A 13,691-nucleotide genomic window follows, 5' to 3' on the forward strand; every position below is an offset into this window, starting at 1 on the left:
CCGAGACGCTCCCCCGGGTGGGGGGGCAGACGTCGCGCTGACCAACGCCCTGGCTGACGTCATCATCTACGAACTGGAAGGGGTCGATCAGCGCTACAGCGGCGACGTCGAGCGGTGGCTAGAGGACATCCAAGAGGGCGCAGTCCGGCCCGTGCACGTGGACGCCGACGTCATCCAGCGATACGCCTACGTCTTCAAGGGCGATTACGGTGCCCTCAGCAGGCTTGCGAATGAGGCCCGCGTATCTTCACGGAGATAACGGAGATATCCGTAGGTCCAGGTCCGGGCGGGTTGAGAGCCTACGCCCGCTTTCTCGCCAGGTTCAAGCCGGAAAACGTTGCCTCACGAGCCGGCATTTCGCCAGAGAAGATCCGGGAGCTGGCCCGGCTTTATACCACTTGCGCGGACGCCATCGGTCCATGTACCTCCTCAGGGCCCGGTCCTCTTCTGGCGGGCTACGAGGCCGGGCTCATGCCGGTCTACTCGAACAGAGCGCTGACCGACTCGCCCGTGCTGATACGCCGGATAGTCTCGGCGAGCAGGGGCGCCACGGACAGCACGGTCAGGGCGTTCCACCGCTTGGAGGGCGGGACGGGGACCGTATCGGTCACCACCAACTCACGAATGGGGGCCTTGGACACGCGTTCGGCCGCGAGGCCGGAGAGAACGGCGTGGGTGCATGCGGCGTAGACTTCTGCAGCACCGCGCTCCAGGACGAGCTCCGTAGCCTCGAGCAAGGTCGTACCCTGATCGACCTCTTCGTCGAAGAGAATGACCGGCCGGCCCCGCACGTCCCCCACCACTGCTGTCGCCCGCACGCCGGACGTCGCCGGCAGCCGTCGCTTGTCCACGAAGGCTACCGGGACCCCGAGGCGCTCGGCAAAGCGCTGCGCTCTCTTGACCGCACCTGGGTCCGGAGCGACCACCACCGCGTCGGTCAGGTGTTTGCTGCGAAAGTAGCGAGCCAGCACAGGCTGGGCGGTGAGGTGGTCGACCGGTATCGTGAAGAAGCCCTGGATCTGGTCGGCCGTCAGGTCGATGGTGACGACCCGGTCGGCCCCGGCGGTCACCAGCAGATCGGCGACCAGCCGCGCGGTGATGGGTACCCGTGGCTGGTCTTTCTTGTCGGAACGGACGTACGGGTAGTACGGGAGTACCGCGGTGATGCGTCCGGCCGAGGCGCGGCGCAGGGCGTCGAGCATGATCAGAAGCTCGACCAGAGCTTCATCGACGGGGGGGACCGATGTCTGGACGACGAACACGTCGGCCTCCCGAACGTTTTCGAGGATCCGAACGAACGTGTTGTCATTGCTGAATTTGAAGATGTCAGCGCGGCCCGCGTGAACGCCCAGATGCTGGCAGATCGCGACCGTGAGCTCCTGCGTGGCACGTCCCCCGAAGATCTTCACGTCGATCCCTCCCGTCCGTCGGCGGTAGCGGAGCCCGGCCAGGACGAACCCCTCTGGGAGACCTCTTGCGAGAATGCAGAACTCCGTTAACAAGATGGTAACAGGAATCAGGTGGCGGCTGGAAGTACACCCATCGCGTGACGGGGCCGGTGAGGGCCTGCGGAGTCAAACAGCGACGGACGAGGCGTTGCGACTATCCACCCCAGGCGGCCGCCACGTTGATGGCCATCATGTTCGTTTCGCTGCTCCTGGTCGTGCTCTGGCCGCACTTGCCCGAGCCAGCCTCGGGCACGGTGTGGCTGGCCAGGGGTGCGGTGTTCTCCTAACACCGTCACCGTCGGAGAGCCGCCACAGGACATCGGTTCTCTCCTGGAGTTCTTTTCCGGCGGGCTTGCCTTCCTGGTTGCGGTCGGGCTTGCCTTCCGGTTCGGGCGGAAGTTCGGGTTCGGCAGAACGTCGCGCTGGGTGCCCGTGCTGACAGGCCTGGCCGCGGTGCTGGCCGTCGGGGTGCTGTGGTGGTTCACCCATCCCATCGACCAGAGCCAACCCGGTGCGCCCGGGTGCATCCCCGGAAACGTCCTGTATAACCTCTTTCATCAGCCCTGTCCATAACGAAGGAGATCAGCTCAAGACCATGCCTTCCAGCCTCGACCTCCGCCGGGCAGCGATCTTCGGGGCGAGCGGGCCCACGGGGCGCTACATCGGGGAAGAGCTCAGCCGGCGCGGGATCCCGTTCCGGGTGGTAGCCCGGCGACGGGAGGTTCTCGCGAGCGTGTTTGGAGAGATGCCCGGCGCGGAGGTGTACCCGGCGGACCTCGCCGACGCGCAGGCCGCCGTGCCTCCACCCGCCGCTGGCCAGAAACGCCGTGGCCGCCGCCGCTGCCGCAGGCGCCCGAGCCGTGCTGATCACCAACGTGTACAGCTACGGCCCGCCCCGCACCCGGCCGGTCGGGGAAGACCATCCCCGGGAGCCGCAAGCTTTCAAGGGGCGGATGCGCAAGGAGCAGGAAGATGTCTTCTTCGAGGCCCACCGCCAGGGGCGGGTACGCACACTGGTGGCCCGCCTGCCCGACTTCTACGGCCCGTGGGCGGACAATTCCTTCGGCAACATCAGCCTGCGGGCGGCCGTGTCAGGCCGGGCCGCCGTCTGGCTGGGGCCGCTGGATGTGCCGCACGAGTTCGTGTACGTGCCGGATGCGGCACGGGCCATCGTCGAACTGGCGCTGCACGACGACGCTTACGGCCAGGCGTGGAACGTCCCCGGCCCCGGCCCCATCAGCGGCCGGGAGTGGCTGACCCTGGCCTACGAACGAGCCGGCCACCGTCCCCGCTGGCGAAGGGTGGGGCGGACCGGCCTACGGCTGGCGGGTCTGTTCGTGCCCTTGCTGCGAGAGTTGGTCGAACTCTCCTACCTCTACGAGACCCCGCCGATCCTGGATGGTGCCAAGCTACGGGCTCGCCTGCCGGCGTGGCAGCCGACGCCCTACGCCGAGGGCATCCGGCAGACAGTGGAGTGGATGCGGAGCCATCCCTCGTCGGAGGCGTGAGCGACTCCCGGCGCGTTTCGTTGCGAGAGCCGCCGGGGCTTAACCGCGCGGTAACCCGGCAGACGCACCCGGGTAACGGGTCCGCAACGTGGCGGTCAAGTACGACCCGGATGCTTGTCCCGGAGTCGGCCGACTCGCTTCGCCGCTTCCCGGGCGTTTGAGGCAAATGATCGAATGCCAGACGAAACGGGGGAATCTGTCGCATGTCGAGCACGGTCATGCAGAGAAGCCGCGGCCGGGTCTTGCTGTTGGCGGCCGCGCTCGTCGCCCTCGCTGCCGTGGCGTCACCCCTGAGCCAGGCGGCCCCGGCAGCTCCGGAAGTGGTCGTGTTGCCCATCGACCGGGCACAGTTCCTGGCCGGCCAGCGGTTCGACCTGCGGGTGGAGGTGCTCAACGCTCCGAGCCCCGTCCAGACCCTCTCCGTGCTGATCAACGGCCAGCCGCTCTCGTCGGTTTTCCCGGGTAAGAAGGTCGAGGAGGTGCGAAGCGGCCTCCAGGCTCCCCTCAGCGCGCTCGTCACCGTGCGGGACGTCACCCTGGCTCCGGAGGGCACGTACACGGTGAGCGCCGTGGCGGCCGGCAGCGGCTGGCTCGCGCAGAAGGCGGCCTCCTGGCAGGTCGTGCGCCCGGTCGCCGAGGGGCCCCGGGCCAAGAACGTGATCCTCTTCATCGGTGATGGCTTCTCCCTTCCGGTGCGCACGGCTGCCCGCATCCTCTCCAAGGGCCTCACGGAGGGCAAGTACCGTGGGTGGCTCGAGATGGACCAGCTCGAGTACCATGGGTTCGTCACCACGTCGGGCATGGACGCCCTGGCCACCGACTCGGCCAACTCCGCGTCGGCGTACGCGACCGGCCACAAGAGCGCGGTGAACGCCATGGGGGTCTACCCCGATCACACCCCCGATCCCCAGGACGACCCCAGGGTGGAGAACATTGCCGAGCTCGCCAAGCGGGTGCGCGGCATGGCGGTCGGACTTGTCACGACGGCTGATATCACCGACGCCACGCCGGGCGCGTTCGTCGCTCACACCCGGCGCCGGTCCGAGTACTTGACCATCCTGGATCAGATGGAAGCGCTGGAGCCGGACGTCATCATGGGCGGTGGCTCGTCCCGGTTCTTGCCGAAGAGCACCCCCGGTTCCCGGCGCAACGACAACCGCGACGTCATCGCCGAATTCGAGCAGCGGGGCTACGCCTTCGTGGACAGCGCCGCGGCCCTCGCGCAGGTGGGCACGCCGAAGAAGCTCCTGGGCCTGTTCCATCTCGACAACATGGACGTCTACCTCGACCGGGGCCTGCTCAAGAACCCGCAGGTACTGAAGAACTTCACCGACCAGCCCAACCTGATGCAGATGACGGCCAAGGCCATCGAGATCCTGTCGCAAAACCCCAACGGGTTTTTCCTGATGGTGGAGGGCGCCTCCATCGACAAGCAGCTGCACCCCCTGGACTGGGAGCGGGGCGTCTACGACGCCATCGAGATGGATCAGGCGGTGGGCGTCGCCAGGCGGTTTGCCGCCGAGCGTGGTGACACCCTCATCATCGTGACGGCGGACCACAGCCACAGCATGAGCATCACCGGCACCTACCACGAGCTGGACGGGAAGACAGGCCGGGACGCGGTGCGGGTGTACCAGGAGGCCATCTACCCGACCTTCGAGGACAAGGACAAGGACGGCTTCCCCGACGACCCGTGCCCCTCGGTGACGCTGGCGGTGGGCTTCGCCAACCATCCCGACTACAAGGACGATTTCAAGTGCAACCCGGTGCCTTCCAGCCCGACCGTGAGCCAGGGCAATCGCTGGGTGCCCAACCCGCAGCGGGACCCCGACGGCGTGCTGCTCACGGGTAACTTGCCGTACAGCGAACCTCAGGAGGTCCACACCGTCGAGGACGTGCCGGTGTCGGCCGGCGGGCCGGGTGCGCGCTACTTCGGCCGGGTGATGGACAACACGGACGTGTTCTTCGCCATGGTGCAAGCTCTGGGGCTCGATCCTCTCCTGTCGGCAGCCAAGCGCTAGGGCGCGTGCCCCGAGGGGCCGACCGAGCCAGAGCGCGGACTCGGGCATCCGGCGGAAGCGACGCTCGCTGGGCGAGGTTGTGCGTGCCGCCGGGTGCCCGCGAGCACGGGTGAGGGATGCACGGCATGTGCGGACAGAGTCGTGACGGCGCACCTGCCGGACCGTACGGGAGGCAAGGTTCGATGGCCTGGGCGCGACGGGCGGAAGCGGTGCATACGCGGGCGGGGCCGGCACGGGCAACACGGCGCAAGGCCCGAGCCCGGGTAGGGTGGGCGGCGGTGCTCGCCTTGCTCGCGTGCGCGGTGGCGGCGGGCTTGCCGGCGGCGGGCGAACCCGTACCCGGCGCACGTGCGGCAGCCGTAGAGCTGAAGTTCTCGGAGCTGTACGCAGGACAAAGCGTGCGGGGGCTCGTCTTTTCGGACAAGGTGAAGCGCCTGGCCGGCCAGACGGTCACCATGGTCGGCTACATGGCGCCGCCCGTGAAGCCCAAGTTCACGTTCTTCGTGCTGACGCGCGTGCCGCTCACCGTCTGCCCCTTCTGTTCCAGCGATGCCGACTGGCCCGCCGACATCGTGCTCGTGCTGCTTCCCAAGGGGCAGGAGACGTTACCGACCTCGTCGGCCCTGCGCGTGACGGGGCGGCTCGAGGTCGGCAGCCATACCGACCCCGAGACCGGCTTCGTGAGCCAGGTGCGGATCCTCGCCGATCGAATCGAGGGCTTGTGAGATGGACATCGTGCGCATCCAGGGCCTCGTGAAACGTTACCCTGTGCCCGGCGCCGGCCGAAACGGCGTGAGCGCCTCGGGGATCACCGTGCTCGAGCTCTCTCACTTGTCCGTGGGGCCGCGCACGGAACTCGTGGTGGCGGGTCCGAGCGGCTCCGGGAAGACCACGCTGCTCAACATCCTCGCCGGGCTCGTGCGCCCGAGCGAGGGGAGGGTGGAGCTGCTCGGCCAGGACCTGTTCGCCCTGCCGGAGGGGCGCCGGGACGCGTTTCGGGCACGCCACGTCGGGTACGTCTTTCAGACGTTCAACCTCATCGGCTCGCTGTCGGCCCTCGACAACGTGCTGCTGGCGATGGCCGTCGCGGGCTGCGTACCGAAGCGGGAACGGGGGCGGCGCGCCTCGGGGTTGCTGGAGCAAGTGGGCATGCACCACCGGCTGCGCCACCGCCCGGCGCAGCTCTCCGTGGGCGAGCAGCAGCGGGTGGCCGTGGCACGGGCGCTGGCAAACCGGCCCGAGCTCGTGCTCGCCGACGAGCCCACGGCCAACCTCGACCGCAGGAGCGCCGGGGCCGTGCTACGGGTGTTGCGGGACGCGGTAGCGGCCGAGGGAGCGACGCTCATCATGGCCACCCACGATCCGCGAATCATCGAGTCGGCGCAAGAGGTGCTCTCCCTCGACGCCCCTGCCGGAGCTCCGGTACAAACGGCTCCCTCCGGCACGTCGCCGGCCGGTGAGAGGGCGGTGAGCCCGGCGTCATGACCTGGATACGTCTTGGGTGGAAAAACGTGTGGGCACGGCCGGTGCAAGCGATGCTGACGGCGGCCGTGGTCGCCCTGGCCGTGGCGCTGGGGGTATCCGTGTACCTCGTGGCGGACGCGAGCCGCCGGGCGATGCAGCAGGCTGCGCTGCCCTTCGACGTGGTGGTGGGAGACCGTGGCAGCGCCATGCAGCTCGCCTTCAACGCGGTCTTCCTGCAGGACGTTCCCATCGGCAACGTGCCGTACGAGCTCTATGCGCGCCTGCGAGAGGATCCCCGGGTCGCATGGGCCCTGCCGCTGGCGCTCGGCGACAACTACCGCGGCTTTCGAGTGGTGGGCACCACGGCGGAGGCCTTCGAGCGGCTGCGGCGTGACGGGACCCCGGACGGGCCACCGCTGCTTTCCGTGCAAGAAGGGCGAACGTTCGGTGCGCCCTTCGAGGCCGTGGTGGGGGCCGACGTGGCCCGGGCGCTGGGCATCCGGGTGGGCGATACGTTCCAGGCAGCGCACGGCGTCACGGCGGCCATCGAGCCCGAGGTGCACGCGGACGTCTACCACGTGGTCGGCGTGCTCGCTTGGTCCGGGCACCCGTACGATCGGGGCATCTTCGTGGACATCCGCTCGGTGTGGGAGGTGCACCACGAACACGGCGCCGGGGAGCAAGGCGGGGCGGGGCACGGGGCCCCCGGCGCGCCGGGGGCTGAGCCGCCGGCGTCCGCGGCGTCGGCACCCGAGCCGCCCGGTGACGTCACCATCGTGCTGGTGCGCCCGACCAACCTCATGGCGGCCTACCAGATCTATCAGGAGCTCAACAACGGCGATGTGGCCCAGGCGGTCTTCCCGGGGCAGGTGCTGGGGCAGATATTCCAGCTGCTGGGCACCGGCCAGGAGGTGCTCTCCGGGGTGGCCCTCAGCACCATCGTGATGGCAGGGATCACGGTGCTGCTCTCGCTCTCGTGGGCCACGCTCGCCCGCGAGAGGGACGTGGCCGTGCTGCGAGCCGTGGGTGCTCACCGGCTTGCCATCCTGGCGGTGACGCTCGTCGAGTCGCTCGTCATCACGCTCCTGGGCGCCGCCGCAGGAGTCGGCGCAGGATACGGGGTCGCCGCGTTGCTGGCGCGCAGCGTACGGGCGCAGACGGCCATCGCAGCCTCTCTGGGCTGGCACCCCGGTGCTGGCTGGATGGCGCTCGCCGCCGTAGGCATCGGGCTTCTCGCGAGCTTGTGGCCCGCGCTTGCCACCTATCGCCGCAGCGCCGGCGAGGTGCTCGCCCGTGCCATGGGGAACTGAGCCGGCGCGAGTGCCCCCACGACGCCTGCTCGCTCTCCTCGTCCTGGCGGTCGCGGCGGCAGGGGGTACGCTGCTCGTGACCAGGCTTTCCCCCCGGGCTTCCCCGGAGCCGGCGAAACCGGCGGAGCCGCCTCCCTCGGTGGCCGAAGCGCCCTGGACGGCACCCGACGCCGAGGGGGACATCGTATGGCCGCCCGAGCAGGCCGGGCGGCGTTTCCGCCTGAGCGCGCTGCGCGGCCGCACCGTGGTGCTCAACTTCTGGGCGAGCTGGTGCGGCCCGTGCCGAGAAGAGCTGCCACTGCTCGACCGGTACGCCGCCCGACAGGGTGTGGGACGGGGTGACCCGGATGCGCCTGGGGCGGACCGCCAGGCGGGGCCTGTCGTCGTAGCGGTCAATCTGGCGGAGAGCGCCGAGACGGTGCGGCGCGCTGCCCGATCCTTCGGCCTCCGGTACCTCCCCCTCGTCCTCGACCCGCGTGGAGAGGTGGCTGACGCTTACCACGTGTGGAGCCTGCCCACCACGTTCGTGATCGACCCTGCGGGCACCGTCGCCGCCCGCTGGGTCGGGGCCGTCGATGAGGAGAGGCTGTCGGCCCTGCACTGAAGGTGTCGGTCGACCACGCGTCAGCCTCCGGAAAGCCCCGGCGGCGATTGCGTGGACAAGAACGCGGTCAGCGCCAGCACGGCAAGCAGCAACGCGGCTTCCACCCGTACCGAGCGCCGCAGCCGCCAGAGCGCGGCCGGCACGGCCGCAGGACCGTCGGGCTCCGTGGCCGCGCCTGCCAAGGGTAGCAGGCGCCAGCGGTTGATGGCGGCCGCTGCCGCGACGAGCACCACGACGAGGACTTTGAGTCCGAGCCACCGGCCGTACCCGGATCCCAGCAGGTCTCCCCGGCGGCCCGTCAACGCTGCTCCCAGGTAGATCCCCGCGATGACGAGCACCGGGAAGACCACGCCGGCCATGGCCGAAAGCCTCCGAACCGGCTCGACCATGCGGCTGGCATCGAACGGTCGCTCACGTTCGCTCCCCGGCTTCGCCTCCGGTCCGCGCTTCCATCCGGGGAACCAGGCAAGAGCCAGCAACGTGCCACCCCACGTGCTGACGCCCGCCAGATGCGCTGCGTGCGCCAGCATGAGGTCGAGCCGCGCGCTCGGGTGCCCGGTGAGACCGACGGTGACGATCAGCACCAGGGCGAGGCAGACCCAGGCGACCTGTCGAAGGGGGCGGGAGGGAAGCCGGGTGATCCCCAGACCTGCGAGCATCGCCAGGACGACAAGCCGGGCGGCCAGGACGGTTCCCTGCCGGGTGCGCGTCAGGTAGACGGGGAGGAGTGCCAGCAGGCCGTAGCCGAGCTGGTGCGCCACCTGCACGGGCACGAGGAACGTCGCCACCCCGATGGCAGCTGCCCCGGTGCCGGCGAGCAGGCGAGGGTACCCGGGTACCCGTCGCGTGATTTCGGGGGCGACCCACCCGGCGAGGAGACCACTCCCGACCAGGCTCGCCAACCCCACGTAGAGCAAACCCCGTGTGGCCAGGACGAGCAAGATTCCCGCAACGCGGTCAGCGTGCATATACGAAAACGACGAAGCCCTGCGTGGGATGGGTGTCGATCGAGAGCACCCGCCACATCACGACATAGGCACCGGGCTTCAGGCCGGGCTTGAGGCGGATCGTGACGCTGGCCGTCGGAGTCGCCTTGGTACCCAGCCCCGCGTCGGCCCGTTGGGCCTCGTCGCCCTTTCGGGAGAGGACCTTGGAGACCAGCTCGGCGGCCATGCCGTTCAGCCGCTCCAGGTCGGCCAGCGCGTCCGGAGGGGCCGGCACCGGGTACACCTTGAATACCGATAGAGCGGTCTCCACCGGTTCGGTGAAGGTCAACTCGACGGCCTGGGGCATCTCCTCGAGCCGGGCCCCGTCGGCGGGCTTCGAGCTCTTCAGGGCGCTGTGCGCGCCCGCCAGGACAGCCATGCCCAACACCACCGCGAACGTGACCACGAAACGGGCGATCACGATGCCGGCTGCCCGGCGGGTCCCTGGCGCTCCATCGACAGGCATGTCACGTCTCCTTTCCTGCGTGACTCACGTGGTTGAGAGCCATCTCGGCCCGTACCCACTCCACCGCCTGCTCCAGCGGCAGGACGCGCCCGCCGAAGCCCTGGCAGAATCGTTGGGCGTCGTCGCGTCGCCCGAACGGCAGCACCGCCGGCGCGCAGCAGACCACCAGGTCGGGCCCGGCCACGTAATAGGCGGTTCGGGCGCTGATGGTGTGGCCGAACAGGAAATCCGATGCCATGGCCGTACGCGCCCGGTCGCCGAGCATGAGCAGCCCGCAATGGGCACAACAGGCGAGGGACAGGGGAGCCCCCTCCCTGTGCACGACGAACGTGTTACGTCCCCCGACGGGCTTGCCGCAGACACTGCACCGGTCGGCGGAGGAAGGGGCTGCGGCGGGCGCCTGCCTGCCCGCCGACGCCGGCTGCCACCGGGCCGATGCGATGGCGCCACCCCGCACTTTCCGTGCATACCCCTGCCGTACCAGCTCGTCGATGTCGCGGTGGAGCGTCATGGCGGACACGCCCAGCTGCCGGGACAGGGCAGCGACGTGGATGGCGCCCCGCTCTGCGAGCTCCTGGAGCAGCCGGGTGCGCCGTTCGACGGGTAACATTCTCGCCTCTTCCATCGGCTAGAACCCCGCTCTCGAACGCCCTACCCCTGCTGCGCCGCCGCCGGGAAGCGCAGCTCCGAAAGTGGCCGGACCTCGTGGCTCGAGAACGTCTCGTCGATCGCCTGGCTGCCCACGTATCCGAAGACCCGGATGCGGTAGACGCCGGGCTGGGTGAGCAGCCAGTCGGCGGTGTAGCGGCCGGGTTGACCGAACTGGGCCCGTAGCGCGTATGAACGCTGCTGCCCGTCCGGGGCCGTCAGCTCGACCCTGAGGCTCTTCTCCAGCCCCTCGACCGGGCTGTCGTCGCTGGTCCTCTTCACGATGAGGTCCAGCCCGTTGCGCTCGTCCGTGTAGGGCGGTTCCACCCGCATGCCCACCGAGATCCGGTAGCCCCCCACCACCTTGGTCTCGTGGGCTGCCGCAGTGGCCCCGAGCAACGCCGCGACCAGGGTCACTGTGAGGGCGGGAACGACAAAGGCTCGTCTCGACACGAGTTCAGCTCCTTTCCGCCCGGCCCGTCACGCCGGTCGAGGTTGGGACGCTGATGCTCTTCGTCACGGAAGCTAACGTTTCCTCCGTGGTAACACACCTTATCTGATGCCGAGGATTCGCCGTCCTGGCGCTCGGGCGTGCCGTTGGGGCATCGCCGGCCCGTGGGGATCCTTCGTCGACGGCCAAATGGCCGGGCGTGATGTACTGGGAGATAACGCGATGTGAAGCAAGGGCCATCCCAACGGCCGAGCCCGCGTCCCTCCCGTCGTCGGGCTGCGCACCCCGCCAGGTGCATCAGGAGCCGCCGGCGCCTGGGTGGCCGGCCGCACGCGGCCCGCGGGGTACGAACCCACACGCTGCCGGGCAGGAATCCTCCGGCAAGGCTCGTACACTGCTTGCCGCTGTCAAGAGGGGCGGAACGCTGACCTGACGGAGGTGGGAGGGTGAAACCCGTGCTCGTACGGAGGTCCCGGGGAGCGGACTACGGCATCGACGCCCCTTACGTGGTGCGCAACTTGACGGCGATGGGAGTAGGTTTGTTCGTCCTCGCTCTCGCCGCTCTGTCCCTGCGGGGTGCCCTGCGCCCGGTTGGGCAGGCGGTGGGAAGGGCGTTGCTCGCAAGCTTCGCCATCGGTGTCGTTGAGGGCGCCTACATGGTGTGGAGCAGCAAGGTCGGCAAGTTGATGGAATCGGGCAATAGCCCGCAAGCCACATGGGCCAACGCCAGGGCGGAAGGCGTGGCGGGTCGGATCCAGCTGGTGACCGGCGACGTTCGCCGCCTTCCGTTTCGCGACGAGAAGTTCGACGCCGTTGTCTCCAGCCTGGTCCTGCACAACCTGGGCGGCGCGGAAGAACGCCGGCGTGCACTGGGCCAAATCATGCAGGCCCTGAAACCCGGCGGTCGTTTCGCCATCCTGGATTTCCAGCACGTGAAGGAGTACGCAAAGGTCCTTCGCGAGCTCGGCGCCCTGGACGTACACGTTACCGGCCTGCGTTTCCTCATGTTCCCTCCGGTACGGGTCGTGGCCGGGCGCAAGCCCGCGCAGGCGTGTACCCGCCCGCTTCCGTGACGACCACCCGGAGGTGATACCCGTGAACGGCGTCTCCCTGCTGCTCCGGCTCCCGGCCGGCATCCAACGGGCCCTCTTCGAGCTGGCCCTCCGCACCGCCGGGCTGGGCCGGTTGCCCCACCTGGGTATGCTCGTGCGCTACTTCCGGCTCCTGGGTGCCGACGAGGGGGAATTCTTGCGCACGGTCTCCCGCATCCGATCCTGGAGCGCCTGGCCCGAGCGGTGGAGGGAAACGGCGGGGCAGGCGCTCGAGGAGGCCCGGGCGCAAGAAGCGGCCGGTCACCCGGTGACCGCCCGGGATCGCTACCGCCAGGCGGCGCTCTATTTCGCCCTGGCCAACTGGCGGACATGGGACGCCCGGGAGCGGGCCCGTACGTACGAGCAGCTTCTGGCCGCCTACGGGGGCTTCGCTCGCCTTGTGGACCCGCCGGCCCGGAGCGTCGACATCCCGTTTGCACCGGCACCGCTACCGGGCTACCTGCGGCTTCCGCGGGGCCCGGGCCCCCATCCCGTGGTCGTCGTCGTGCAGGGGATGGACACGGTCAAGGAAGTCTGCCCGGTCCTGGTCGAGCAGCCGCTTCTCGAGCGCGGGCTTGCCACGCTCACGGTGGACCAGCCGGGCACGGGTGAAGCGCAACTGCGGGGCGTCCTGTTCGTCGGCCCCGAGATGCTGGCCGGAGCCGCCCGGGCCATCGCCGACTTCGTGGCCTCCTGTCCCGAGCTCGACGCGGCCCGGCTGGGCATCATCGGGTTCAGCTGGGGCGGGTTTGTCGCCCCGTACATGGCAGCCGCGGAGCCCCGGGTGCGCGCGGGTGCGATCCTGAGCGCTCTCTGGGAGTTTCCCGAGCCGGAACGGGCGGTACGGACGCCCTTCTACGGGCCCAGCCTGAGGTTGATGACCGGCATCGAGGAGCCCACCGAGCTCGTGGCGCTGCTGCGGCGGGTGCGCCTGGAGCCGGTCGCCGCCCGCATCCGGTGCCCCCTTTGCATCGTGCACGGCGAGCAAGACGCCATCGTCCCGGTCGAGTTCGCCCGCCGCCTGTACGACGCCGTCTCCGGCCCTCGCCTCTTGCACATCATCCCGGGGGCCGACCATGCGGCCAGCCTGCACCTCACCCATCTCGCCTTGCTCGGCGACTGGCTCGCCGACCACCTGCGGGCCGAGAAGGACACCCGTACCCACCGGTCTACTGCCTGCCCGGGGCGGTTCCCACCAGCGGGCACCCGGCCTCGGCCAGCGTATCGCGCAGGCGATGGGCGGACGCCACGGGCACGACGGAGTCCTGCGCGCCCTGGAAGATGAGCGTAGGCGGGCTATCCGGGCTCACATGGTGGATGGGCGAAGCCAGGTTGTACATCTCGGGCACCTCGTCCGGCATCCCGCCCAAGAGTTCCCCTTCTCGGGGTTGACTCCGTAGCTCGCCGCCTGGCTCTTCACCCAGGCGACTGCCCGCCTGGCGTCGCTCACCATGCCGGGCACGTCGGCCTCGGGGCATGGCCGGTAGGCCACGTCCAACGCGGCTCGGGCACGGCGGGCACCTGCCACGTCCACCGGCGCCGGAGCACCCGCCGCTCGGGCTCCGCCGGTATCCGGAGCTTCCACTCGGGGCCGAAGGCCCGCCCAACGGGCACCCCAGAAGTCGCTCATGACCAGGTACCCGCCCCGCAGCTCTAGCGCCAGGGGTTCGAAGAGGACCCACCGGAGCCCTTGA

At 69.6% G+C, this 13,691-nt stretch carries 15 protein-coding genes; 9 read left to right on the forward strand and 6 right to left on the reverse strand.

The features are described from left to right. Positions 1–479: 479 nt before the first annotated feature. Positions 480–1,415, reverse strand: a complete 936-nt coding sequence (locus U7230_RS03465; RefSeq protein ID WP_404980626.1) for a ribose-phosphate diphosphokinase — start codon at positions 1,413–1,415, stop codon at positions 480–482. Positions 1,416–1,718: 303 nt separating this feature from the next. On the opposite strand from U7230_RS03465, the gene U7230_RS03470 reads away from it, so the two are divergent. The 7 genes from U7230_RS03470 to U7230_RS03500 all read left to right on the forward strand — a co-directional run bounded on the left by U7230_RS03470 (position 1,719) and on the right by U7230_RS03500 (position 8,355). Then, positions 1,719–2,021: a hypothetical protein gene (locus U7230_RS03470; protein WP_324717349.1), complete on the forward strand. Its 303-nt coding sequence runs from the start codon at positions 1,719–1,721 to the stop codon at positions 2,019–2,021. 254 nt (positions 2,022–2,275) lie between these two features. Further along, positions 2,276–2,956, forward strand: coding sequence for an NAD-dependent epimerase/dehydratase family protein (locus U7230_RS03475; RefSeq protein ID WP_324717350.1), 681 nt, complete (start codon positions 2,276–2,278; stop codon positions 2,954–2,956). A gap of 203 nt (positions 2,957–3,159) precedes the next feature. Further along, positions 3,160–4,977 (forward strand): alkaline phosphatase, encoded by a 1,818-nt coding sequence (locus U7230_RS03480; protein ID WP_324717351.1) that lies wholly within the window; start codon positions 3,160–3,162, stop codon positions 4,975–4,977. A 182-nt stretch (positions 4,978–5,159) separates the two neighbouring features. Continuing rightward, a complete protein-coding gene (locus tag U7230_RS03485) occupies positions 5,160–5,702 on the forward strand; it encodes a hypothetical protein (RefSeq protein WP_324717352.1) in 543 nt (180 codons plus the stop codon). A gap of 1 nt (position 5,703) precedes the next feature. Then, on the forward strand, positions 5,704–6,462 hold the full coding sequence (locus tag U7230_RS03490; protein ID WP_324717353.1) for an ABC transporter ATP-binding protein: 759 nt from the start codon (positions 5,704–5,706) through the stop codon (positions 6,460–6,462). Next, the gene (locus U7230_RS03495) at positions 6,459–7,751 is read left to right on the forward strand and encodes an ABC transporter permease (protein ID WP_324717354.1); all 1,293 of its coding nucleotides are present in this window, start codon (positions 6,459–6,461) and stop codon (positions 7,749–7,751) included. The genes U7230_RS03490 and U7230_RS03495 overlap by 4 nt, the downstream gene beginning before the upstream one ends. Further along, positions 7,735–8,355, forward strand: a complete 621-nt coding sequence (locus tag U7230_RS03500; protein WP_324717355.1) for a peroxiredoxin family protein — start codon at positions 7,735–7,737, stop codon at positions 8,353–8,355. The genes U7230_RS03495 and U7230_RS03500 overlap by 17 nt, the downstream gene beginning before the upstream one ends. Positions 8,356–8,375: 20 nt before the next feature. Here U7230_RS03500 and U7230_RS03505 read toward each other — a convergent pair whose 3' ends face one another. From U7230_RS03505 to U7230_RS03520, 4 genes are read right to left on the reverse strand one after another with little or no spacing between them, the layout of a single operon-like run. Then, a complete protein-coding gene (locus U7230_RS03505; protein WP_324717356.1) occupies positions 8,376–9,263 on the reverse strand; it encodes a copper resistance D family protein in 888 nt (295 codons plus the stop codon). A gap of 49 nt (positions 9,264–9,312) precedes the next feature. Then, positions 9,313–9,807, reverse strand: a complete 495-nt coding sequence (locus U7230_RS03510) for a copper resistance CopC family protein (RefSeq protein WP_324717357.1) — start codon at positions 9,805–9,807, stop codon at positions 9,313–9,315. A gap of 1 nt (position 9,808) precedes the next feature. Next, complete coding sequence (locus U7230_RS03515; RefSeq protein WP_324717358.1) at positions 9,809–10,432, reverse strand: DeoR family transcriptional regulator; 624 nt, start codon at positions 10,430–10,432, stop codon at positions 9,809–9,811. 26 nt (positions 10,433–10,458) lie between these two features. Continuing rightward, positions 10,459–10,908 carry a hypothetical protein gene (locus U7230_RS03520; protein ID WP_324717359.1) on the reverse strand — a complete coding sequence of 150 codons (450 nt, stop codon included), beginning with the start codon at positions 10,906–10,908 and terminating at the stop codon, positions 10,459–10,461. A 453-nt stretch (positions 10,909–11,361) separates the two neighbouring features. Between U7230_RS03520 and U7230_RS03525 the strand changes: the two genes are divergently transcribed. Continuing rightward, a complete protein-coding gene (locus U7230_RS03525) occupies positions 11,362–11,979 on the forward strand; it encodes a class I SAM-dependent methyltransferase (protein ID WP_324717360.1) in 618 nt (205 codons plus the stop codon). A 22-nt stretch (positions 11,980–12,001) separates the two neighbouring features. Beyond that, positions 12,002–13,282 carry an alpha/beta hydrolase family protein gene (locus tag U7230_RS03530; RefSeq protein WP_324717361.1) on the forward strand — a complete coding sequence of 427 codons (1,281 nt, stop codon included), beginning with the start codon at positions 12,002–12,004 and terminating at the stop codon, positions 13,280–13,282. Here U7230_RS03530 and U7230_RS15380 read toward each other — a convergent pair. Then, positions 13,167–13,475: a prolyl oligopeptidase family serine peptidase gene (locus U7230_RS15380; RefSeq protein ID WP_404980552.1), complete on the reverse strand. Its 309-nt coding sequence runs from the start codon at positions 13,473–13,475 to the stop codon at positions 13,167–13,169. The genes U7230_RS03530 and U7230_RS15380 overlap by 116 nt on opposite strands. Between the last annotated feature and the right edge of the window lie 216 nt (positions 13,476–13,691).

Source organism: Limnochorda sp. L945t, from assembly GCF_035593305.1.
Taxonomy (GTDB): domain Bacteria; phylum Bacillota; class Limnochordia; order Limnochordales; family Geochordaceae; genus Carboxydichorda; species Carboxydichorda subterranea.

Bases quoted from the DNA above. Each gene is read 5' to 3' on its own strand.
- U7230_RS03490 (WP_324717353.1), top strand. From the start codon at position 5,704: ATGGACATCGTGCGCATCCAGGGCCTCGTGAAACGTTACCCTGTGCCC.
- U7230_RS03495 (WP_324717354.1), top strand. From the start codon at position 6,459: ATGACCTGGATACGTCTTGGGTGGAAAAACGTGTGGGCACGGCCGGTG.
- U7230_RS03485 (WP_324717352.1), top strand. From the start codon at position 5,160: ATGGCCTGGGCGCGACGGGCGGAAGCGGTGCATACGCGGGCGGGGCCG.
- U7230_RS03515 (WP_324717358.1), bottom strand. From the start codon at position 10,432: ATGGAAGAGGCGAGAATGTTACCCGTCGAACGGCGCACCCGGCTGCTC.
- U7230_RS03480 (WP_324717351.1), top strand. From the start codon at position 3,160: ATGTCGAGCACGGTCATGCAGAGAAGCCGCGGCCGGGTCTTGCTGTTG.
- U7230_RS03510 (WP_324717357.1), bottom strand. From the start codon at position 9,807: ATGCCTGTCGATGGAGCGCCAGGGACCCGCCGGGCAGCCGGCATCGTG.
- U7230_RS15380 (WP_404980552.1), bottom strand. From the start codon at position 13,475: ATGCCCCGAGGCCGACGTGCCCGGCATGGTGAGCGACGCCAGGCGGGC.